This is a genomic window from Pseudomonas sp. SL4(2022) (genome assembly GCF_026625725.1).
Taxonomy (GTDB): domain Bacteria; phylum Pseudomonadota; class Gammaproteobacteria; order Pseudomonadales; family Pseudomonadaceae; genus Aquipseudomonas.
The window spans coordinates 867,227-889,694 of the sequence record NZ_CP113060.1; the positions used below are offsets into that span (position 1 = coordinate 867,227).

The 22,468-nt window shown below is 56.5% G+C and carries 24 protein-coding genes; 17 read left to right on the plus strand and 7 right to left on the minus strand.

Features of this window, described 5'->3' with window-relative positions; genetic code table 11:
- Positions 1-9: 9 nt before the first annotated feature.
- The 5 genes from OU997_RS04125 (at position 10) to OU997_RS04145 (ending at position 5,984) form a co-directional block, all read left to right on the plus strand.
- The gene (locus OU997_RS04125) at positions 10-1,530 is read left to right on the plus strand and encodes an aldehyde dehydrogenase family protein (RefSeq protein WP_267809154.1); all 1,521 of its coding nucleotides are present in this window, start codon (positions 10-12) and stop codon (positions 1,528-1,530) included.
- Between the two features lie 148 nt (positions 1,531-1,678).
- On the plus strand, positions 1,679-3,049 hold the full coding sequence (gene eat / locus OU997_RS04130) for an ethanolamine permease (protein ID WP_108489434.1): 1,371 nt from the start codon (positions 1,679-1,681) through the stop codon (positions 3,047-3,049).
- Positions 3,050-3,157: 108 nt separating this feature from the next.
- Positions 3,158-4,552: an ethanolamine ammonia-lyase subunit EutB gene (locus OU997_RS04135; RefSeq protein ID WP_267809156.1), complete on the plus strand. Its 1,395-nt coding sequence runs from the start codon at positions 3,158-3,160 to the stop codon at positions 4,550-4,552.
- Positions 4,553-4,566: 14 nt separating this feature from the next.
- A complete protein-coding gene (eutC, locus tag OU997_RS04140) occupies positions 4,567-5,379 on the plus strand; it encodes an ethanolamine ammonia-lyase subunit EutC (protein WP_267809158.1) in 813 nt (270 codons plus the stop codon).
- 137 nt (positions 5,380-5,516) lie between these two features.
- On the plus strand, positions 5,517-5,984 hold the full coding sequence (locus OU997_RS04145) for a GNAT family N-acetyltransferase (protein WP_108489431.1): 468 nt from the start codon (positions 5,517-5,519) through the stop codon (positions 5,982-5,984).
- Between the two features lie 36 nt (positions 5,985-6,020).
- Here the strand turns inward: OU997_RS04145 and OU997_RS04150 are convergent, their stop codons facing one another.
- Entirely contained in the window at positions 6,021-7,619 is a 1,599-nt protein-coding gene (locus OU997_RS04150) for a protein kinase (protein WP_267809159.1), read from the minus strand.
- Between the two features lie 111 nt (positions 7,620-7,730).
- Between OU997_RS04150 and OU997_RS04155 the strand changes: the two genes are divergently transcribed.
- The 4 genes from OU997_RS04155 to OU997_RS04170 all read left to right on the plus strand — a co-directional run bounded on the left by OU997_RS04155 (position 7,731) and on the right by OU997_RS04170 (position 11,320).
- Positions 7,731-8,570 (plus strand): zinc-dependent peptidase, encoded by an 840-nt coding sequence (locus OU997_RS04155; RefSeq protein ID WP_267809161.1) that lies wholly within the window; start codon positions 7,731-7,733, stop codon positions 8,568-8,570.
- A gap of 78 nt (positions 8,571-8,648) precedes the next feature.
- A complete protein-coding gene (gene ppa / locus OU997_RS04160; protein ID WP_108487967.1) occupies positions 8,649-9,176 on the plus strand; it encodes an inorganic diphosphatase in 528 nt (175 codons plus the stop codon).
- A 216-nt stretch (positions 9,177-9,392) separates the two neighbouring features.
- A complete protein-coding gene (locus tag OU997_RS04165; protein WP_267809162.1) occupies positions 9,393-10,631 on the plus strand; it encodes a tyrosine-type recombinase/integrase in 1,239 nt (412 codons plus the stop codon).
- The gene (locus tag OU997_RS04170) at positions 10,628-11,320 is read left to right on the plus strand and encodes a hypothetical protein (protein WP_267809164.1); all 693 of its coding nucleotides are present in this window, start codon (positions 10,628-10,630) and stop codon (positions 11,318-11,320) included. The genes OU997_RS04165 and OU997_RS04170 overlap by 4 nt, the downstream gene beginning before the upstream one ends.
- Before the next feature lie 32 nt (positions 11,321-11,352).
- Here OU997_RS04170 and OU997_RS04175 read toward each other — a convergent pair whose 3' ends face one another.
- The 3 genes from OU997_RS04175 to OU997_RS04185 form a co-directional block, all read right to left on the minus strand.
- Entirely contained in the window at positions 11,353-12,354 is a 1,002-nt protein-coding gene (locus OU997_RS04175) for a YagK/YfjJ domain-containing protein (RefSeq protein WP_267809165.1), read from the minus strand.
- A 335-nt stretch (positions 12,355-12,689) separates the two neighbouring features.
- The gene (locus tag OU997_RS04180; protein WP_267809166.1) at positions 12,690-14,171 is read right to left on the minus strand and encodes a YfjI family protein; all 1,482 of its coding nucleotides are present in this window, start codon (positions 14,169-14,171) and stop codon (positions 12,690-12,692) included.
- Complete coding sequence (locus tag OU997_RS04185; RefSeq protein ID WP_267809168.1) at positions 14,168-14,449, minus strand: helix-turn-helix transcriptional regulator; 282 nt, start codon at positions 14,447-14,449, stop codon at positions 14,168-14,170. Before OU997_RS04185 ends, OU997_RS04180 begins: the two co-directional genes overlap by 4 nt.
- A 426-nt stretch (positions 14,450-14,875) precedes the next feature.
- On the opposite strand from OU997_RS04185, the gene OU997_RS04190 reads away from it, so the two are divergent.
- The 6 genes from OU997_RS04190 to OU997_RS04215 all read left to right on the plus strand — a co-directional run bounded on the left by OU997_RS04190 (position 14,876) and on the right by OU997_RS04215 (position 18,837).
- On the plus strand, positions 14,876-15,157 hold the full coding sequence (locus OU997_RS04190) for a hypothetical protein (protein WP_267809170.1): 282 nt from the start codon (positions 14,876-14,878) through the stop codon (positions 15,155-15,157).
- Between the two features lie 89 nt (positions 15,158-15,246).
- Complete coding sequence (locus tag OU997_RS04195) at positions 15,247-16,215, plus strand: DUF932 domain-containing protein (protein WP_267809173.1); 969 nt, start codon at positions 15,247-15,249, stop codon at positions 16,213-16,215.
- A 75-nt stretch (positions 16,216-16,290) separates the two neighbouring features.
- Positions 16,291-17,298, plus strand: coding sequence for a YqaJ viral recombinase family protein (locus OU997_RS04200; protein WP_267809855.1), 1,008 nt, complete (start codon positions 16,291-16,293; stop codon positions 17,296-17,298).
- 98 nt (positions 17,299-17,396) lie between these two features.
- A complete protein-coding gene (gene csrA / locus OU997_RS04205) occupies positions 17,397-17,582 on the plus strand; it encodes a carbon storage regulator CsrA (protein ID WP_267809175.1) in 186 nt (61 codons plus the stop codon).
- A 200-nt stretch (positions 17,583-17,782) separates the two neighbouring features.
- Positions 17,783-18,670, plus strand: coding sequence for a hydrolase or metal-binding protein (locus OU997_RS04210; RefSeq protein ID WP_267809177.1), 888 nt, complete (start codon positions 17,783-17,785; stop codon positions 18,668-18,670).
- Positions 18,667-18,837 carry a hypothetical protein gene (locus tag OU997_RS04215; RefSeq protein ID WP_267809179.1) on the plus strand — a complete coding sequence of 57 codons (171 nt, stop codon included), beginning with the start codon at positions 18,667-18,669 and terminating at the stop codon, positions 18,835-18,837. The genes OU997_RS04210 and OU997_RS04215 overlap by 4 nt, the downstream gene beginning before the upstream one ends.
- A gap of 19 nt (positions 18,838-18,856) precedes the next feature.
- Here the strand turns inward: OU997_RS04215 and OU997_RS04220 are convergent, their stop codons facing one another.
- Positions 18,857-19,102 (minus strand): helix-turn-helix domain-containing protein, encoded by a 246-nt coding sequence (locus OU997_RS04220; RefSeq protein ID WP_267809181.1) that lies wholly within the window; start codon positions 19,100-19,102, stop codon positions 18,857-18,859.
- A gap of 118 nt (positions 19,103-19,220) precedes the next feature.
- Between OU997_RS04220 and OU997_RS04225 the strand changes: the two genes are divergently transcribed.
- Complete coding sequence (locus OU997_RS04225) at positions 19,221-19,556, plus strand: hypothetical protein (protein ID WP_267809183.1); 336 nt, start codon at positions 19,221-19,223, stop codon at positions 19,554-19,556.
- Between the two features lie 33 nt (positions 19,557-19,589).
- Positions 19,590-20,153, plus strand: a complete 564-nt coding sequence (locus OU997_RS04230) for a hypothetical protein (protein ID WP_267809185.1) — start codon at positions 19,590-19,592, stop codon at positions 20,151-20,153.
- 141 nt (positions 20,154-20,294) lie between these two features.
- Here OU997_RS04230 and OU997_RS04235 read toward each other — a convergent pair whose 3' ends face one another.
- Together OU997_RS04235 and OU997_RS04240 are read right to left on the minus strand one after the other, a co-directional pair.
- Positions 20,295-21,878, minus strand: a complete 1,584-nt coding sequence (locus OU997_RS04235; RefSeq protein ID WP_324288926.1) for a hypothetical protein — start codon at positions 21,876-21,878, stop codon at positions 20,295-20,297.
- Positions 21,848-22,468, minus strand: coding sequence for a hypothetical protein (locus OU997_RS04240; RefSeq protein WP_267809187.1), 621 nt, complete (start codon positions 22,466-22,468; stop codon positions 21,848-21,850). Before OU997_RS04240 ends, OU997_RS04235 begins: the two co-directional genes overlap by 31 nt.

Consider the following 22,468-nt stretch of genomic DNA (forward strand, 5'->3'; position numbering starts at 1 on the left):
ATATTCAGCATGCGTTACGCCCATCCCGGCACCGAAGGTGCCCTCGTTTCGTTCAAATCCCGTTACGGCAACTACATCGGCGGCGAGTTTGTCGCACCGGTCAAAGGCCAGTACTTCACCAACACCTCACCGGTGAATGGCCTGCCGATTGCCGAGTTCCCGCGCTCCACCTCCGAGGATATCGACAAGGCGCTGGACGCCGCCCATGCCGCCGCCGACGCCTGGGGCCGCACCTCAGCGCAGGAACGCTCACTGACCCTGCTGAAGATCGCCGACCGCATCGAAGCCAATCTGGAAGTGCTGGCCATCACCGAAACCTGGGACAACGGTAAAGCCGTACGCGAAACCCTGAATGCCGATATTCCCCTGGCCGCCGACCACTTCCGCTACTTCGCTGGCTGCCTGCGCGCCCAAGAAGGTTCTGCTGCCGAGATCGACGGCAACACCGTGGCTTATCACATCCACGAGCCGCTGGGCGTGGTCGGGCAGATCATTCCGTGGAACTTCCCACTGCTGATGGCCGCCTGGAAGCTCGCCCCGGCCCTGGCCGCCGGTAACTGCGTGGTGCTCAAACCGGCCGAGCAAACGCCGCTGGGCATCAGCGTACTGATGGAGCTGATCGGCGACCTGCTGCCGCCGGGCGTGCTCAACGTGGTGCAGGGCTTTGGTAAAGAGGCCGGCGAAGCCTTGGCCACCAGCAAGCGCATCGCCAAGATTGCCTTCACCGGTTCTACCCCGGTGGGTGCGCACATCATGAAATGTGCCGCTGAAAACATCATACCGAGCACCGTGGAGCTGGGCGGCAAATCGCCAAACATCTTCTTCGAAGACATCATGCAGGCCGAGCCGAGCTTTATCGAAAAAGCCGCCGAAGGCCTGGTGCTGGCCTTCTTCAACCAGGGCGAGGTGTGCACCTGCCCATCGCGCGCGCTGGTGCAGGAATCGATCTACCCGGCCTTTATGAAAGAGGTGATGAAGAAGGTCGAGCAGATCAAACGCGGCGACCCGCTGGACACCGACACCATGGTCGGCGCGCAAGCCTCCGAGCAGCAGTTCGACAAGATCTTGAGCTACCTGGAAATCGCCAAGCAGGAAGGGGCTGAGTTGCTCACCGGCGGCGCGGTGGAAAAACTCAGCGGCACCCTGGACGGCGGCTATTACATCCAGCCGACCCTGCTCAAGGGCCACAACAAGATGCGCGTGTTCCAGGAAGAAATCTTCGGCCCGGTGGTCAGCGTCACCACCTTCAAGGACGAAGCCGAAGCCCTGGCAATTGCCAACGACACCGAGTTCGGCCTCGGCGCCGGCCTGTGGACCCGCGACATCAACCGCGCCTACCGCATGGGCCGGGCGATCAAAGCCGGTCGCGTGTGGACCAACTGCTACCACCTCTACCCCGCCCATGCTGCCTTCGGCGGCTACAAGAAGTCCGGCGTCGGCCGCGAAACCCACAAGATGATGCTCGACCACTATCAGCAGACGAAAAACCTGCTGATCAGCTACGACATCAATCCGCTGGGGTTCTTCTGACGCACGCAGGCATTGGCAGCGAAAACGCCTCCTGCTTAGCTAAAAGCGTCATTCGCCGTGCCAGCCGTAACATCCTGTTGCAGCTGGCATAGGCGTTGCGTAGATCCGCAAGACTCTTGGTCTATTCCACTACTTAGGGCGGGTACTCATGACTACAACAACGACACTCAAACCTACACTCGGCACCCTGCATCTATGGGGTATTGCCGTCGGCCTGGTGATTTCCGGTGAATATTTCGGCTGGAGTTACGGCTGGGGCAGCGCTGGCACACTGGGCTTTCTCGTCACCACGCTGATGGTGGCGGCGATGTACACCTGTTTTATCTTCAGCTTTACCGAACTGACCACGGCCATTCCTCACGCGGGCGGCCCGTTCGCTTACAGCCGCAGGGCCTTTGGTGAAAAAGGCGGGCTGATTGCCGGGCTGGCTACCCTGATCGAGTTCGTCTTTGCGCCACCGGCGATTGCCATGGCCATCGGTGCGTACCTCAACGTGCAGTTTCCGGGGCTCGACCCCAAACTCGCCGCAGTCGGGGCTTACGCCGTCTTTATGACCCTGAACATCCTCGGCGTGAGCATTGCCGCGACCTTCGAGCTGATCGTCACCGTGCTCGCGGTGGGTGAGCTCCTTGTGTTTATGGGCGTGGTTGCACCGGGCTTCAGCTTCAGCAACTTCGCGCTGAACGGCTGGTCTGGCTCCGACACCTTCAGCACAGCCTCGATTGCCGGAATGTTCGCGGCGATTCCGTTTGCCATCTGGTTTTTCCTCGCCATCGAAGGCGCGGCCATGGCCGCCGAAGAAGCCAAAGACCCGAAACGCACCATTCCGCGCGCGTATGTCAGCGGCATCCTGACCCTGGTATTCCTGGCCATCGGCGTGATGATCATGGCTGGCGGCGTCGGCGACTGGCGTCAACTGTCGAACATCAATGACCCGCTGCCGCAAGCGATGAAGGCGGTGGTCGGTGACAACTCCGGCTGGCTACACATGCTGGTGTGGATCGGCCTGTTCGGCCTGGTGGCGAGCTTCCACGGCATCATTCTCGGCTACTCGCGACAGTTCTTCGCCCTGGCGCGCGCCGGTTACCTGCCTGCCGGGCTGGCCAAGCTGAACCGTTTCCAGACACCGCACCGGGCCATCCTGGCGGGTGGCGCAATCGGTATCGCCGCAATCTACAGCGATGGCCTGATCAACCTGCAGGGCATGAGCCTGACGGCGGCAATGATCACCATGGCCGTATTCGGCGCCATCGTCATGTACATCATGAGCATGCTCAGCCTGTTCAAATTGCGCAAAACCGAGCCAAACTTGGAGCGCAGCTTCCGCGCGCCGGGCTATCCGATTGTTCCAGGCATCGCCCTTGCATTGGCCCTGGTCTGCCTGGTGGCTATGGCCTGGTTCAACCCGGTTATTGGCCTGGTCTTCGTAGGCTTTATGGCTGTCGGTTTTATCTACTTCCAACTGACCCACAAGCAGCGCTCCGAAGCACCGGCTGACGCCATGCTAACCGGCGTTTAAGATGCACCGCTGTCGTGCTAAAGCTCGACAGCGGCCCCATTCAGGTGCACATGCTGAACGGCATGTGCACCTCAGCAGTAACCAGCCGGATCAGGAGCCTATCGACAGATGACCGGTTTCTCTCATAGCGTCGGCACTCAGACGTACCGTTTTGACAGCCTCGCCGAGGTCATGGCCAAGGCCAGTCCGGCGCGCTCCGGCGACTATCTCGCGGGTGTTGCTGCCAGCAATGCCGGTGAGCGGGTCGCGGCGCAAATGGCCCTGGCTGATATTCCACTCAAACACTTCCTCAATGAGGCACTGATTCCCTACGAGGCTGATGAGGTCACCCGGCTGATCATCGACAGCCATGACCTGGCGGCCTTCGCCCCGGTCAGCCACCTGACGGTCGGTGGCTTCCGCGACTGGCTGCTCGACGACAGCGCCGATGAAGCCAGCCTGCGCGCCCTCGCCCCCGGACTGACGCCAGAAATGGCGGCAGCGGTATCGAAGATCATGCGCGTGCAGGACTTGGTGCTAGTGGCGCAGAAAATCCGTGTGGTCAGCCGTTTTCGCAACACTGTCGGCCTGCGCGGGCGTATGTCCACCCGCCTGCAACCGAATCACCCGACCGATGAGCCGGCCGGCATTGCCGCGAGCATTCTCGACGGCCTGCTGTACGGCAACGGCGACGCCATGATCGGCATCAACCCGGCCACCGACAGCATCAGTTCGATCTGCGACATGCTGAAGATGCTCGACGGCATCATCCAGCGTTATGAAATCCCCACCCAGGCCTGCGTGCTGACCCACGTCACCACCTCGATCGAGGCGATCAACCGGGGCGTGCCACTGGACCTGGTGTTTCAGTCAATTGCCGGCACCGAGGCGGCCAACGCCAGCTTTGGCGTCAGCCTGAAGATCCTGCAGGAAGGCTATGACGCCGGCCTGAGCCTCAACCGTGGCACCCTCGGCAACAACCTCATGTACTTTGAAACCGGCCAAGGCAGCGCACTGTCCGCCGGTGCCCACCATGGCCTCGACCAACAGACCTGCGAGACCCGTGCCTACGCGGTGGCCCGCCACTTCAAACCGTTTCTGGTGAACACCGTGGTCGGTTTTATCGGCCCGGAGTACCTTTATAACGGCAAGCAGATCATCCGCGCCGGCCTGGAAGACCACCTCTGCGGCAAGTTGCTGGGCCTGCCGATGGGCTGCGACATCTGCTATACCAATCACGCCGAAGCCGACCAGGACGACATGGACGTGCTGCTCACGCTGCTCGGCGTGGCCGGAATCAACTTCATCATGGGCATCCCCGGCTCAGACGACGTGATGCTCAACTACCAGACCACCTCCTTCCATGATGCGCTGTATGCCCGGCAGAGCCTGGGATTAAAGCCGGCGCCCGAGTTCGAAGGCTGGTTGCAGCGCATGGGCATTTTCACCCAGGCCGATGGCCGTCCGCGTATGGGTAACAGCCTGCCGCCGGCGTTTCGCCAGGCCCTGGCGCAGCTTGGTTAATCAAGGAGCCGCTTATGTACGATGACAGCCCCCTCAGCGGCGCCAGCGAAAATCCCTGGCAGCAACTGCGCAACCTAACCCCTGCGCGCATCGCGCTCGGCCGTGCCGGCACCAGCATGCCGACCCGTGCACAGCTGGATTTTCAATACGCCCACGCCCAGGCCCGCGATGCCGTGCACCTACCGTTTGATCACGCCACGCTGGCTGCCAACCTGGCTCACCAGCATCGGCAGAGCTTGCTGCTGCACAGCGCCGCCAAGGACCGCGACACCTACCTGCAACGCCCGGACCTGGGTCGACGCCTGAGTCACGAGTCCGCAGAACTGCTGGACCAGCACCGGGAGAACAACCCGGATGGTTATGACCTGGCCATCGTCGTCGCCGACGGCCTCTCCGCGCTGGCCGTGCATCGCAATGCCCTGCCGATGATTGAGCGCATCGAAGAAAACGCCGCAACTGAAGGCTGGCGCGTATCTCCTATCGCGCTGGTCAACCAGGGGCGCGTCGCAATAGCCGATGAAGTGGCCGAACGGCTTGGTGCTCGTATGGTGGTGATTCTGATCGGCGAGCGTCCCGGTCTGAGTTCACCGGACAGCCTGGGTTTGTACTTCACGTATGCGCCACGGGTAGGCCTGACCGATGCATACCGCAACTGCATTTCCAACGTCCGCCTGGAGGGGCTGAGCTATGCCATGGCCAGTCACCGCCTGTTCTACCTGATGCGCGAAGCCTGCCGCCGCCAACTGTCAGGGGTCAACTTGAAGGATGAAGCCGAAGTTCCCGTGCTGAATGGCGGCGCCGCACGCGACAACTTCCTACTCGGTTAGCCCGGTTTTATCGGGCGTAGCAGGCAAACACCTGTTTGGATTGCACTTTCAAACTGCTTTAGGCAGCATCGTGGGCGTTTACAGGCAGCGCGGCCGTGTTGCCAAAGCCATCCACATGACTGAAGTCGAGGCTCACCATGCGCATTGTCCAAGCGACCCTGGAGCATCTGGATCAACTCACGCCACTGTTCGTCAATTACCGCGAACACTTCGGCCAGTTGCCTTACCCTGAATCCTCGCGCAAATTTCTGGAAAAACGCATCAGCCGCAAGGAGTCCGTGATCTACCTGGCCATGCCAGACGATGACGACAAAATCCTTGGCTTTTGCCAGCTTTATTCAAGCTTTTCGTCGCTGTCGCTCAAGCGCGTATGGATCCTCAACGACATCTATGTCTGCCAGGACGCGCGCCGTCAGCTGGTGGCAGACCGCCTGATTCAAACGGCCAAGCAGATGGCCAAAGAGACCCATGCCGTGCGTCTGCGCGTGGCCTCCAGCATCGACAACAGCGTTGCGCACAAACTCTATGAATCCATCGGTTTCAAAGAAGACACCGAGTTCAAAAGTTTTGTCCTGCCGATCACCGAAGACTTCACCGCGCCCTAAGCCGCCCCCAGCCAGCGCTGCAGCATGCAGCGCTGGTCAGCCGTTCAGGCTCAGCCATAGACCAATGCCCAGGTGTGCCAGTAACAGACCAAGCACAATCAGGCGCCAGGGCGAGCGGTCACGCCCTGTGTGCAGCCTCGGTTCGCGCTGCGTCAGCAACGGCTGACGCAGCGCCAGCTCGAACTCCGACAAGGCTTCAAAACGCGCCTCCGGCCTGGGCGCCAATGCCCGCGCCAGCACACCATCCCAGCCCACCGGTAGCTGCACACTGAACGACGCCAGCGCTACATAGCGGCTATTGCCGTCGACATCCGCCCGCGCCACGTCCGGCCAACGTCCACAGAACAACCAGTACGCCAGCGCAGCCAGGGCGAACTGGTCAGCACGCCCATCCAGGGCTTGCCCGCTACGGACCTCAGGTGCCAGCGGCACGGCCTCAACCGGCAGCGCCTGCCGTGGAACACCTGGAATCAGCGCGGCATGTTCGGGCAACAGCAGCACCCGACCGCCGTCATTCACCAGAATATTGCGCGGATCCAGCCACAGCCCCTGCATACCACGCCGCTGCAACCCGCGCACCGCGGCGATCAACTGCTCAAGCAAGGCCAACAGCGTCAAGCCATCGACCGGACCATGCGCGGCCATCCAGTCGACCAGGCTGCGCATGCCACTGGCAGGCGGCTCCAGCAGCACAAAGGCATGCTCACGCGGCTGATGCGATGACAGTAAGTGCGGCAGGCTGCTCACCAGGCTGCGCCGCAGCACCCATTCGCGCTGCCAGAAAACCTCATCGGCCGCCTGCTCGGCCAGCCAAAGCAGTGCCTCCCGGCCACAGGGGTCGGTGGCGCGGAACAGCCGTCCCGGTGGGCCAAACGGGCATACAGAGAGCAGCACCCAGCCATCCAGTTGCACACCGGGTTGCGCATGCTGCACGGCAGGCCAGTGCGCACGTGCAGTCTTTACCGCCGCCTGCTCAGCGGCGCCCGGCTGCAGCAAAACCGCCGCCCCAGGCGCCTGTAGCAAGGGCGTGAGCAGCGTTTGCAGGGCCGACGTATCGAGTTCTGCATCAAGTCCGCGCCAGCCTTGCAAATCGACCACATCCAGCAACGGCTGCGGGGCCATCAGCACTCGCTCGCCTGCACTCAGAAGCAGGTGATGCTGCACCAGTGCCAGCTCGGCCTGAGTCCCCAACTGCAACCCCTCACGTCCCATCAGGCGGGTCAACGCCGTGTGCTGAAAACGCTGCAGGCCAATAGACCCCGCCTGGAAGAACTGCGCCTCTGCACCCTGGACCAGTAGCAGCCCAGCATGCAGTTGAGCCGTGCTACGCCCGGCCTGACGCTGACGAAACAGCTGCTGATTGAGCGCCGCCAGCACCTGGCGTGCCGCCTGAGCTTCGCTCCAGCCTGCGGGAGTGCTGCAAAAGTCCGCCAGCAGCCCATCAAGACAGGCCTCCAGCGTACGCACCACATCAGTGCAGTCACGCGCCCAGAGCAGCGCGATCACCAGCAGCGGCGCACGCCCTTCACGCCCTGGCAGCCAGGTCGCGCGAGCACGTGCAGCCTGGCCGGGCAGGTCAAGACCGTTGCCGCAGAGCAGCTTGATGGCGGGATGATGCAGACGCTCGATCGACATTGGCAGCCCTCCCGGGTCGTATACCCTGAGGTCACTGCAGCCTTTGTGCCGACTTGCCCAGCGCCGCAGCCCGGCTTAAGGTGGGGACACCCTAGCGTTCGAGCCGAGTCTATGTGGTCGTTCCGTGCCTGGCGTCGCCAGCGCATCCTTGCCCGTCACCCTATCAGCCCCGCGCAATGGCAGGCCGTGTTGCAGCGCTTACCCATCCTCGACGGCCTGAATGAACACGAACAGCAGCGCCTGCGCGAGCGCGCCGTACTGTTTCTGCATCACAAACACCTCAGTGCCCTGCCCGGCGTCGAACTGGACGGCCATACACGCCTGCTGTTGGCAGTACAGGCCGAACTGCCACTGCTGCACCTGGCCGACCTCAACTGGTATCAGGGCTTCCATGAAATCGTCCTGTATCCGGATGATTTCGTCAGCCCGCAGCGCCACCGCGACGCCAGCGGCGTGGTCCATGAATGGGATGGCGAACACAGCGGTGAGGCCTGGCTGCAAGGCCCAGTGATCCTCGCCTGGCCGGGTGTGTTGGCCAGCGGCCAGTGGGACGGCTACAACCTGGTGATCCACGAACTGGCGCACAAGCTGGACATGCTCAATGGCGACGCCAATGGTCTGCCGCCGCTGCACAGCAATATGGCCATTCAGGATTGGGCCAAGGCCATGCAGAGCGCCTTTGACCAGATGAACGCCGAGCTGGATGCTAACCCCGACACCGAAACCGCCATCGACCCTTACGCCGCCGAAGACCCGGCCGAGTTTTTTGCCGTCACCAGCGAATACTTCTTCAGCGCCCCCGACCTGCTCGCCGGTGCCTTCCCGGCGGTGTACGCGCAGCTGGCGCTGTTCTATCGACAGGACCCACTGGCGCGCCTGGAACAGTTGCAGGCCAGCAACCCGGACTATCAGGTCAGAACCGAAGACCATGAGTTCGCGACCAATGGCTAGGCATCCCGGCGTAGCAACGCTTGGGGAATATGCCTATAATCGCGCCACTTTTTTGGCCCACCCCTCGGGAGTCGCCCCATGAGCTACAGCAAGATCCCGGCTGGTAAAGACCTGCCGAACGACATCTACGTCGCCATCGAGATCCCAGCCAATCACGCGCCGATCAAATACGAAATCGACCACGACAGCGATTGCCTGATGGTCGACCGTTTCATGGCCACCCCGATGTTCTACCCGGCCAACTACGGTTTTATCCCGCACACCCTGGCGGACGACGGCGATCCCCTCGACGTGCTGGTCGTGACGCCGTACCCAGTGGCTCCTGGCTCAGTCATCCGCGCCCGTCCAGTTGGCGTACTGCTGATGAGCGACGAAGCCGGCGGCGATGCCAAGCTGGTTGCCGTACCGCATGACAAACTCACCGTGCTGTACAAAGATGTACAGGAATACACCGACCTGCCCGCTCTGCTGATCGAGCAGATCAAGCACTTCTTCGAGAACTACAAAGATCTGGAGAAGGGCAAGTGGGTCAAGGTTGAAGGTTGGGCTGGCGCCGACGAGGCCCGCAACCTGATTAACAAGGCGGTCGCGGCTTACCAAAAATAAGTCGGGACTCCCCCTAAAAGCCGGCCACAAGCCGGCTTTTTTATTTTCCGATCACTTCCTAGAAAATCCAAGACAACCTGCAGGAGTCTAGATATTCAAAGGCCTTCAGCGCAGAATCCGTCCAACACAATCTTATTACTATCCACCCCATCCAACGAATAAGTGGGGGGATAAGTGGGGGGATGTGTATGTATCTGACCGCGTATGGAGAGCTCAGTGAGCAAACTCAATCCCAAGCAGGTCGAGAACCTGATCACTCCTGGTACCTATGAAGACGGGAGTGGCCTGCGCCTCGTCGTGAAGCCCAGCGGACGCAAATCGTGGCTACTGCGTTTTCAACTCGCAGGACGCAGACGTGAAATGGGCCTAGGTGCTTACCCAGAGATCAGTCTTAAAAACGCTCGCCTCGCCGCAAATACTCAACGAGCCCTGCTCGCAACCGGTATAGACCCCTTAGCTGCACGCGACGCCGAACGCCAAGCGCGGCAGGATGCGCAGCAAGCAAGCGAGGCTCGTCAAATCACCTTCGAGTCCCTTGCACTCGATTACCAGCAGGCACACGGCGCTACCTGGTCTGAAAAATGGCGAAAAGGCTGGCTTCGTAAACTGGATTTGTATGCCTTCGGCACTATCGGAAAGCTTCCTGCGACCGAAATCAACACCGAACAGGTATTGAAGGTGCTGCAACCTATCTGGGTCAGCAAAACACGCACAGCCGACGAAGTACGCGGCCAGATCGAACAGATCCTTGATGCTGCAAAAGCTCGTGGGTTGCGTTCAGGTGAAAACCCCGCTCGTTGGCGCGGGCACCTAGACAATCTGCTTAGTCGCGCAGAGAAAAAGAAGGCCCGAAAACGCCAGCATTTCGCTGCCATGCAGTGGCAATCCGTGCCCGCTCTTATGGAGCATCTACAGGCAGACAAAAGCCTGCAATCAATAGCCACTCAGTTGCTGATTCTTACAGGTGCCCGTGCGCGCATGGTGCGCTTCGCCTGCTGGGATGAGCTCGACCTAGAAGCAGGCCTATGGGCCTTGCCCAGCGAACGCATGAAAACCCGCGTACCGTTCACCATTCCCCTGGCGGAGGCAGTGATTAGGCTATTACGTGGCATCCCGCGTATTGACGGCAGTCCCTACCTGTTTCCCGGGCAGGGTAAAAGCGGAGTGATCCACGACAACGCCATGCGCAACCTGCTGCACCAGATGGGGCATCAGGACATCACTCGCCATGGTTTCCGCTCATCATTCCGCGACTGGGCGGCGGAGAATACTCATTACCCAAGAGAGGTGTGCGAGATGGCACTAGCCCATGATGAGCGCGATCAAACAGAGGGAGCCTATTCGCGTTCGGACTTCCTTGATAAGAGGCGGGCATTGATGCAAGAGTGGGCTAACTTTGTTTTTCCGTCTAAAACAATCGAGACCGGAACAAAAAACTCTCCGGAGCAGCCATGAACGAAGAAGCAGCCTCAGACTCGGCACACATGAAACTTAACCCTGACATCAGTTATGAACTAACCAATTTGGTTGAGAGCTTAGAATGGATAACTACCCATTTCACCAGTAAGACTCCCCCTGAGGAATTACTTAATGGATTGCACCAACAAATCGTGAACGGCGATATTAATAGCTTTACGATTGAAGATCTGACCTTCACTACAACCTCTACTGCTCACCAAGACGAAAGAAAGAAAGCAGCCACCTCTCTAGCCTTCATATATACAGCACTTGCCCAACTCAACCTTCAAGCAAATCAGCCAATGCTATCTTGGTCTGCCGCCTATCACGCAAAGTACAATATCGGCCTTTTACACGGGATTCACTCAAACTCTACAGGAAAAATAGAGAAAGGGACTGAGCGAGCAAGGACAAGAGCTCAGAGCGGAGGAAGCCAGAAAAACGAAAACCTAGAAACAATCAAAAGTCTAATAATTGAAAAGCTCTGCAGCACCAGCATAGAAACCAAGCTCACATCAACCAAGATTGCCGCCGCATGGCTTACTACACAGCTATCAAAAACATTGATCAAGAAACAACTATTACAAGACAAAAATGAAAATGAAATAACAGCCATCTTCAAAGAAATGCTTGATACCGACATCTATATCGGCACCGTTTATGTAAGCCGAAAGTCCTCACGATAGCGGCGATAGAGACTGACCCAATCGCAGCAAACTTAAGGCATGACACCACGAAAGAATGATCTACCACAAACAACAGGCATCCGAAGCCAGTAGTCAACCTTTGTCAAATACTCGGCAACATGCAGCTTCAGGTTATGGATCAGCTCTACATCTGAGCGGTTGACCACGCCAATACCTGGATACTTGTAGCGGTGTTTTTTGGCGTTGCAGTTGAAGTAACGCCCCTGCCCGTCAGTGACGACTCCCCGCCAGTGCTCGCCGATCCGGCGTGCCAGTAGCGAATCTCGGCAGTACTTTGCCCCACTGTAGAAAACCAGTAGATGGAAGTGAAAGCCCGAACGATGGGCATACTCCAGCTTGCAGGCATACCCAAGAAGACCGGGAATCGGAACGCCCTGGGCCAAGTCCTGCCGTAGCTTGGCCCAGTCCTGTTTCACCCCTTTCAAACTCTCCTGCAGATCACGCCCTCGAAAGAAGTCCATTTCGTAAGACAAATCCACTCGCAGAACCACCAACCGCGAACGCTTGGCAAAGTGCGCATCGATGTATCGCCCCAGGCTTGTAGTGCGCTCCCGTGCAGCCTTGGCAAAGCGCCTGATGATGGCCTTGAAGGCCGGCTGAGCGGCCTCCTGGCGCATATCGACAACTAAGCCGTTCATGATCTCCAAATGCTGCTGGGTTTCATGGGGCAAAGCCGTCATGACGTAATGAAAAAGCATTGGCTGTTCGATACGTCCGGCACATCGAAAGAGTAACTCTACGTAAGGATTCAGATGGCACATCGGAAAGCACTCGGCGAATCGCTCTAGGCCAGCCTGCAAAACTTCCAATAATCGCCGGCCTGTAGACGTTGCCCGAAACACCAGCTCGCCACGCCTAAACGGCTTCGCGAAGAACAGCAGCTCACTACCATCCACTGCGCCCTTGACCAATTCAGTTACAGCTATCAGTTCTTCCAGCAGCTCCCTCTCGTAGGCATTGTCCACCTCTGTCTCAGCACAGAGATCCAGCAGATCAAACTCATCAAAATACATGTACCACCTCATGTGGCCCTGTAACGCTTCAGAAAGCAGCACTTAACCAACATCATTCAATTGCAACTAGGCGTAGTTTTTTACTGGCGACACCCATTACTCCGAAAGCTCAGTATCGAGCAATTAGACAAAGAACAACTCACACTTAGACTTGCTATTGAGCCGTGACGACTCAACAGGAGAATGACTTGACATCAACACCACTATTAACTCTAACTACTAATATCAAATACTCCAAGACCAACAACAGAGCTAGCAAAATAAAACCCCCGCAACAAACGGGGATTTTCGTCACAGGCAATATTAATCAAGTAGAAAAGTTAACGTCCTAACTATTACATTGCCCCGCGTGCCTGAGCGGCAAATTGTGCGGAAATCGGGTCTACCGGCAGATGCGGCTGCATATCAATCAATTCCTTTCGGCCATGAATATGTGGTGCAATTACTCCCTTCCCAAGCAACACATTTAGAGCCAGATCAAGTCGCTCGACCTTCTTTATGCTACCTAACCGTTGGAGTGCATAATTCTTGGGTATGTAGCGGTACCCCTTGCTCCGAAAACCCTGTAGCCAAGTGAATAACTTATCAGCGTCCACCTGCTCCTGGGGCCGTGGAACAAAGAGCCGCATGAATTCATCTGAACAGTAGAAACAGATACTGGCAGCCGCCTTGAGCGTCGCCAGCGAGATATGTCCTTCAAACCCCTCAAAGATATGTAGCAAAGCCGCTACACGGAGAATATTCTCGGGCAGCTTTGAGGCATGATCGCCAGCCTTGTCGAATCGTCCACCCGGAGAAATCTGCTCCTCGATAGAATTAAAGACCCAAAGCCACCACGCTCTCGCCTCCGGATCACACTGAATCACGATCCGATCACGCTCACCCAGGAATATCTGGGTATTCTGTTTAAGCAGTTCTGTCACACGCTCCGCAAACTTGTCGCAATGTTCCCATGACTGCGTGCCATTGCGCAGGAAACGTGCTCCCTGAGTGGATGCGGGGTAGCACGTCAGAAACCGGGCCAACAGGCCAGTACCTCGTGCCTGCTCCCCATCACGCTTCATGTACTCGTGCATAGCACTTTCCTGCAGCATCATCGATACCGTGAGGCGTGGGTTCTCAATTCTGAAGCTCTCGGCCGACTTACGCTCCACCGAGATTGGCGAGCCGCTCCACATCGCCGACATCCGTTCTCGATCCGCGAATGCGCGCCCTTTGGTTATCAGCCCACCTTCACCTTGGATTATCCCTGCCGTCGGGATGTTCTTGTGCAGTCCGTAATACAAAGCCTCGCGGGTAGTTTCGTCATACACGAACTGCGGTTTCTTCGGCCTGGCAGGCCTCTTGCGCTCTAGCTCCAGCAAGAGCTGCTCGTCCTCCGCCATACAGACCCCTGAGACCGCTTTCTTCTTGATCACGCTCAAAATGGCCTGTCTTCTGGCCTCCCATGCGGCATGCAGCACTTGCCACTCCTCCAGCGCAACTTGGTAGATACGTTCCTGCTCATTTTGATAATTGCGGATCGCCTTCATGAACACATTCTCTACGGTCGTCTTTCTTTCTCCGGAGTTGGCTATCACGCACAGCATTAGAGAGATCGGAACGACCTGCTCTGTCGGCTTTTGCACATCAGCAATCCACTGCGCCGAAACGGCGATAGCAGAAAGTGCCGACATCAGGATGAGGGGCTTCGGTGCCTGGATGTTGTCCTCCACTTGATTGATCGCAGCGTTCAATCGTTGACAATGCGCGGAGAGCACAGGAAACAGCCCCTGCCGTGGAAGCTCAGGTAGATCGCGGCTAGATGTGTAGCTCATTGCGGCATTCCTCCCTCTACAGGCGAAGGTACAGCTCGGCCAGCGGCCGCACACTCTTCAATCCAACGGCAGATAGCTGACTCCAACCAGCCGACGCGCCCTCCGCGACCAGCCGGTGAGTTGCTCAGCCGGATTGGCTTTGGAAAGGTGCTATCGAACCTGGGAGAACGCTTATTTAAGCGGTCATATATGGTCGAGCGCCCTAACCCAAGACGCTCCTGCACCTGTTTCAGGCGCAGGACGCGGACGACCACCTCATCACTTTGCTTTTCACTCATCTTTTTGCCCTCTTGGCCTCAGTAACGCAGGGCCAACACTAGGGCAGCAGGATTTGCGCAAGTAGGAGGCTGCTTGGTGTGGATTTTTTACTCCAAGGGCGATTCAACTGGGTTGATAGACTTAATGCAGTACCCGAGGGCATGACAGTGAGAGGGGAATCTATGACCACCTGCTGCCTGGTATTCAAACGAAGAAGGCTGCTATTCCTGCTACTGGTAGCAGGAATAGCAGCCTTCTTCTTTACGCCCCATCACTGAATAGGCGATTCGTCGGGGTCATCAGCTCCCTCCCGCCCACCGCTGACCTGATCCCAAAAAACATCAGCCACATATTACTGCGGTGAACCTACCCACCATGGAGCTCAAACCATGTCATTGCAGTGTCCTTGTTGCCTTTCTAGGCGGATCGCTTCACTTCGAACGGCCATGAAAGTCGGTGCCACAATCGGCACTGTCGGCGGTGCCGCTCGCGGTATTAGCGGCGCATTGGCGGGCGTTCAGCTCGGTGCTTCGGCCGGGCTAGTCGCTGGCCCGGTAGGTTCTACGCTCGGCGCGATTTCGGGCGCGGTACTGGGTGGTTTGGCGGGAGGTTTTGGCGGCTGCGCCCTTGGCGCACAGCTAGGTGAAAGACTCGACCGCTACTTCCTCGCCAACAACCTTTGTATCGACTGCGGTCATCGTTTCAACCAGCGCTACGTCCCGGCCTGATCAGGCCTTATCTACCTTTTTTCAAACCCTCATAGCTAGCTGCGCAGTCGCGCAGCGTTTATGCCTGCTCGCTCGAAAAGGAATCACTCATGGCTCATCAAATCGAACAAATGGCTTACGTTGGCACAACGCCCTGGCACGGTCTGGGCAGCCGTCTCTCGCAGAAGCAACCCATCGAAGTCTGGCAACACGAAGCCGGCATGAACTGGCAGATCCAAGAAAGTCCGGTTCACTTCAAGTCGGATGCCGTTGGCCACCTTGGTGCGATCCACTCTTTCCCTGAGCAGAAGGTGCTCTTCCGCTCCGACTCCAAGGCTCCGCTGTCGGTGGTTTCCCAGCGCTACCAGGTCGTGCAGCCGCGCGAGGTGCTGGAGTTCTATCGTGATCTCACCGAGGTCTCTGGCTACGAGTTGGAAACCGCTGGCGTACTGAAAGGTGGTCGTAAGTTCTGGGCGCTTGCGCGTACAGATCAGTCCACCGCGCTCAAAGGCAATGACCAGGTCAATGGCTACCTGCTGCTGGCCACCTCGTGCGACGGCACCCTGGCCACCACGGCAACACCAACCACAGTCCGCGTGGTCTGCAACAACACGCTGACCATTGCCCTGGACGGCACTACCCGCGCCATCAAGGTGCCGCACAACACCCGCTTCGATCCGCAGGCGGTGAAGAAGCAGCTCGGTATCGCGGTCTCGCAATGGGACGACTTTATGTACCGCATGTGCGCGCTGGCTGAGCGCAAAGTGCAGTGGCATGAGGCGCTTGGCTTCTTCATGAACGTGCTGTGCGACACCAGTCCGAACAGCCAGCTACCCGAAGTACTGCCCAACGAACGCGCCCTGCGCAAGGTGCAGAGTCTGTACGAAGGTCAGGGCCGGGGTGCCACGTTGGAATCGGCCAACGGTACCGCCTGGGGGCTGCTCAATGCGGTCACCGAGTACGTCGACCACGAGCGCCGCGCTCGCAGCACCGAGTACCGCATGGACTCGGCTTGGTTCGGCCAAGGAGCACAGATCAAGCAACGCGCACTTGATACAGCATTACGCATGGTCGCTTAACCCCGCAATCCACTCCCCTAATGACGCCCGCTCAGCCCTTTGCTGGTCGGGCGTTTTCTTTTCTGGAAGAAATAGATCATGGCGACTCAACTCACCCGCAATACCACGCAGAAATCCCGCCCGGCGCTGCGCCTGGTTACCACCAAGGCCATGCCTCGCGAGGAATGGCTGGACGTACGTAAACTCGGCATTGGCAGCTCGGATGCCGCTGCAGCTGTTGGGCTTAACCCCTACAAATCGCAGTTGGAACTGTGGATGGAGAAAACCGGCAGGGATGGCTCGTTACCCAAGATCGACCCGCAGGATGAGGAGAGCCCGGCGTACTGGGGCAACATCCTTGAGCCCATCGTTGCGCAGCACTACAGCAAGCGCACCGGCAAACGTGTACGTCGGATCAATGCCGTACTGCAGCACCCAGATCCTGGCCTATCGTGGATGCTGGCCAACATCGATCGTGAGGTGATCGGTGCAGATGACGTGCAGCTGTTGGAGTGCAAGACATGCGGCATAAACGGCGCGCGCCTCTGGAAAGAGAGCGTGCCGGAATATGTGCAGTTGCAGGTCATGCACCAGCTAGCCGTGACCGGCAAGCAGGCGGCAGATGTGGCTGTACTGATCGGCGGCCAGCATCTGGAGATACACCGCATTGAGCGGGACGAGCAGATGATTGCGCGGCTGATCGAGTTGGAGCGGCGCTTCTGGCAATACGTGATCACCGATACGCCACCGCCTGCGGATGGCTCGGACTCGGCTGATCAAGCACTGCGTTGCCTCTACCCCGAGGACAGCGGCAAGGTAGTGGACTTCAGCCACAACCCGGCGCTGTCTGTGGCCTATGTGGAACTCAAGGCGGTTCGACAGAACATCGCCCAGCACGAAAAGCGCGAGGCTCAACTCAAGCAGACGCTGCAGCAAGCCATGGGCGAGGCCAGCAAGGCGAAGTTTGCCAACGGCCAGATCACATGGAAGAAGGCTAAGGACAGCACTGCGCTGGATGTGGCCACGCTGCTAAAAGATAAGCCTTACCTGCAAGGCCGTTACACCATGATCAAGGAAGGCAGCCGTCGCTTCCTGATCACCTAACCCCCCGGCTGCCTTGTGCAACTTCGTACTGGTTGGCACCATCGAATAATCCACGCCTGCATACGGCGAATATCAACTCACTACCAAGGACGAATGTCATGCTCATACTTACCCGCAACACTGGCGGAACCCTGTGCATCGGTGACGACATTACCGTCACCGTTTTGGCCATCAACGGCAATCAGGTCAGGATCGGTATCGAAGCACCCAAAAACGTTGCCGTCCACCGCGAAGAGGTCTATCAGCGCATCCAGGCGGATCAGGCAAACAAAGTCACAGAGTGATTGCTGCTCCCTTTCCGGCCGCCTGACTTCAAGTGGCCCGTCTCTCAATCAGCTCTAGCCTGAGCTGAAGCGCAATCCCCCTCGCAAGCCCACATGACGAGCTGTCGTCAGCTCACTCAATTCTTTTTCCATACCCAACCTGCTGGGCGCGTTCGCGTGCCCGCAAGGTTCTGGGCGACTTCATTTTGAGGAGAACCATCATGCTCAAAGGTCTGGCAATAACCCCACCTGCGCTGGGGCGTATTTCCATCGGCAAGGTCATTGAGAAGAACGGCAAACGTCTGCCGGAGAAGGACGACCAATTCACCATCACCTCTCAGGTACAAGGCCGAGACGGCTGGCTGCTGCATCCGCTGAATGACGAGCTGCGTAAAACGCCAGAAGAGAAGCTGCGCAGTATTCCGGTTCGTCTGCTGTTCAATGAACCCGATCTGAATTTCCGGGCTGAGTACAGCTTGTTCGATCGTCAGACGGGACGGCCGATCTGTGTCGGTAACGGTGAAACCTGCAAGCGTCAGACTGCAGAAGGCATTCAATCGCTGCCCTGCCCTTCGCCGGATGGCTGCACGTTGGCTAAAGGCGGTGCCTGCAAGCCCTATGGTCGTCTCAATGTGGTGATCGGTGACGAGGATCTGCTGGGTAGCTTTGTATTTCGCACCACAGGCTTCAACAGCATCCGCACCCTGGCGGCACGCCTGCATTACTTTCAAGCCATCTCCGGTAATCGGCTGGCTTGCCTGCCGCTGGAGCTGCGCCTTCGGGGAAAGTCGACTCGACAGAGTCATAGCACGCCAATCTTCTATGCCGACATCACCGTGCGCAGCGGCATCACGATGGAGGAGGCATTACTGGCTGCTCGGCAACTGGATGAATCCCGTCAATCAGCGGGGTTCGATCAGGTAGCACTGGACACAGCGGCACGGCAGGGGCTCAGCAATGGGGCGTTTGAAGACAAAGAGGAAGACAGCGGTGCCATTGTTGAAGAGTTCTTTCCTGCCGGGGAGTCGGAACGCACGGCACCTAATGTTAACCCAGCAGCCCGTCCATCACTGGCGGATCAACTGGAGGCACGGGTAGCACAGCCATGATCCTGCTGCGCTGCTTGGCCTGCCTGTTCATCTTCATTGGAGTTCTGGTAGGCACCAGCGCCGTAGTGCTGGTCAGCGTTCTGCTGCTGCGCTTTCCCTTGCTACTCATAGCTCTGGTCTTATCCTGCTGGGTTTTCACCCGCGCGCTTCGACACCATTTCAAATGAAAGCAAAGTAGGCGGGGCCCTACAGCCCCGCATCAACAAGCAAGTCTGAAGGCTTGCACTCTAGAGCCCTCGCAATGCGCGCAATGTTCAGGAAGGTCACATTGCGCTCCCCCCGTTCAATCTTACCCATATGGGATCGATCAATCTCCGCAGCATCAGCCAACGTCTCTTGGGAATAGTTCATCTGCTTACGACGAGCACGCACAGCGGCACCCAGGCGAACCAGGCTTTGGTCTTTATCTTGGTTTACGGAGACTCTTGGCATGCCGCCAATCGTTTCGTTATGCTGCCTTAACGACCACGGTATTTACGACCCATTTCAAGAAGCAAGCTGCCCTACAAGCCAGCTCTACCCCCAGCAATGCCTACCGAAAGGAATCACCATGCAGAAGATCCAGTACGAAGACCTCAATACCGAAGCCGTGACAGCACTCATTCGCAGCAAAGAGTCCTTCGAAGTGGTTGGCCTCAGCGGAAGACTCGGCAGCGCCGTGACCACCGTCGAAAACAAGATCGAATCCAGCGGCATGAAGTGCCGCATCTACACCTACGGTCGAGTTGCCGCAGCAGGTGGCAGCTTCTTCGGTGGGATTACTGGCGTGATTGGCCTGGCGTCAGCAGCGGGCATCGCCGCCCACAACCTGGCCACCTTCAACCCTGATTACGAAATCGCTAAGTACCCCATCGATAACCGGATCGTCGTGAAATACAAAAAGTAGCCGCCTAAAAAAACACCTAAATGGAGCTCAGCAATGAAAGCTAAATACTTGGTAGCAGCAGCTACCATGGCCCTGGCTATGAGTGCCTGGGCCGCCCCGCAAGATGTGTATATGTGTGATGGTGTGATCAAAGATGCGTCCACTATTCCAGCGATCGTAACTCCACGCTGCGGCGAGAACGTTCCGCTACACGAGTACCGCATGTTCAACTTCGTTGATAAGGACGGCCGCCCATATGTCGGCCGCGCCACGGTACTGGCGCGAGTACAATGCAGCGGCGGTGTCTGTGCCGTGGTGCATATGGGGCAATATGGTGAAGCCACTGGTACGGCACCAGACGGCAGCTATTACGTCCAACGCGGCTATTACCTGGATCGCGACAGCGCTGGGCAGATTGTTGCCTATCGCATGGGTATAGGCCCACAGTACGACGGACGCGTAGCTGAAGCCGCCCCTGCATCAAATGGCCTTACCGGCGAAGCCTGTTACGACCAAAAGATAGCTGCCTTCCGTCAGGAGAATGGTGAGGAAGCCATGATCATTTACGATCAGATCAATGAATGGCGTAACCAGTGCGGGTTACCTCCCTCGCAATAGCATCACCAGATTAAAAAAGCTTTAGAGGCTAGTAAACGCGGATTGCGTTCAGAAGAGAAAGTCACAGCGTCGGACCACCGCCAAGCACTTCTACTTGGCTGTGGTCCGATATAAAAGCTCTAGCAATTACATCAAATGGCTTCACTTCGCAAAGCGTGAAAACCACTCATCACATCGGCTGGCCGACGAACTCCTGACCTTAATTTTCTCCTCCTCCGGCAACTCAACGACATTAAGCTCTTTCAACCGTTGCTCCTCAAGTCTTCTGTATTGAAGCTCTTGGATTTGAGCTCTAAGAAGCTCTCGCTCAGAAGACAGTTTTTCAGCCAAAATTTTATCTGCCGGCCGCCAGATCTCCAAAATCAAATAACGGTATCGAGGCCACTCATCAGGCTGCATTTCCAATCCTGGATGAACGATGTCCCTAAAACTGGTGTTAGTTGGGGCCAAAGTCAACACACCATCTTGGAGAATTAATTTCCCCATAAACACGTCAGCAAGCCGCGTTACATCAGCATCCTTTATTGGAGTAAAAAATTTATTCAACTGCCCGACATACTCATTGAATAAATTATCCTGCGACTCTACGGAGCCACCCTCTACAGCGGCCTCAGTAGAGTCAATAAACGTCATAACAAGGGCAGCTTGAAAAGCAACAGTAGAAAAAACCCTTTCGATCAACTCATCAGTTAATTTCTGCAATTGCAACTGAGAGGGATTGCTCTTGAGAAGAGCTTTGAACTCCCCTCCTCTGAGGCCATCATAAAAAATTACTGAGCGCTTATCTTTAAGAGTCTTAATGACACTCTTACGCTGCTCGTTCAATGCATCAATCGTGTTCCGAGTAGCCTCGATCTCAGGAGCGTCCCAATCAGAGGGATCATCTTTTATCTTCTGAGAAAGGTTTGATTCGAAATCCTCGAATGTACGGGATGTACCCTGCCCATCAAATAACATAGATTTAAGGGCAGCTGAACCTGCCTGCCTGTCAAGCCATGTAGACTGCTCAAGAACCGCGATCTCATGTGACTTAAACGGATGAAGTTCACTTAGCAGAACATTAACAATAGGTGCAAATATTTTACGCCAGCTATCTTTGAAGGCGATGCTTACCTTATCAGAATAATTATCTCGCTTAGTTTCCTGCTGCTCTTGCTGCGATAGAATATCTTTTAGTTGCAAGCGTTCAATAGCTGTAGACGCATCTTTTCTCGCGCCCATACGTATTAAATTCTTTTGTATACCAGTGAGCCTGTCGGAGAAGAAAAGCACTCTTTCACAGATGTAGTAAAGATGCGCAACACTTGTTATAGCCAACGGGTTAGATATTGTAGAACGATCCCGCTGATCCAGCTCAACATTATAAATTCTTAGCGATGAAGATGAGCGAGTATCCGCACACTTGATAATTGATAACGTTTCGCGAAGACACTCTGATGCCAAGTCCTGATCATCAAGTAATTTATTACGTGAATCAGATACCTTTCTAGCATTTTTGTTTAACGTCAAAAAAATTCGGCGCGCGGCGCGTACAACATCTATATCACCCTGATTGTTCTCATCGAGATCGGGGAATGTGCAGAGCATTACTGGAAGCTGGATTGAACGAGTATCAAACTTCTTGATTACAGACTCTGGCCATACTTCGTAGTAGTGCTTATAGGGCTGCCTTTCAGCCTGCCCCCAAGCACCTTTTAAATTTCGATACAGGGCAAGCAAAGCCATTGCTCGATGCTGGCCATCAACAATTGCGAGCGCAGAGTTTTGTGTCGATATACGAAGCTTTGCGCCGTCAGCTTTAAATCGTTGATTTTTTTAGAAAGCTGCTCAAAGCTGAAGACTTCTAGACCACTTTCCCCACACATCATGACATCTTTTTGAACATCCGACTGAGAAGAGGAAAGTGGCTGACTTGTAGTATTTACTTTTGGATAATTTTTAGCTGGCCTTTTGCTCAAAGGCTCCAACGGCAGAACGACAGCAACAATAGGAGGGAATAATTTAATAAGCCCCGAGTTTCTATCTTCTAACAAATAAGGAATAAGCTCTAAAGAAACCCTTGCGTCGTCAATATCGCGCTGCATGATTTCATCAAAATCCAACTCATCAAGCTTGAAAACCTCCCTAACAGGAGATAGCTGATCAAGGAGACGCTGATCTTTAGATGAGAATTCATCCAAACTAACATGAGTCAACAGATACTTAACCTCTATTGACTTATGATTGCTTTCTTTATTGGAAACAGAAAATGCACCTATAGTTCCATCAAGCTCCAAGTCCAATGCAGACTGAGTCTCTCCAATAAAAAGATCCAT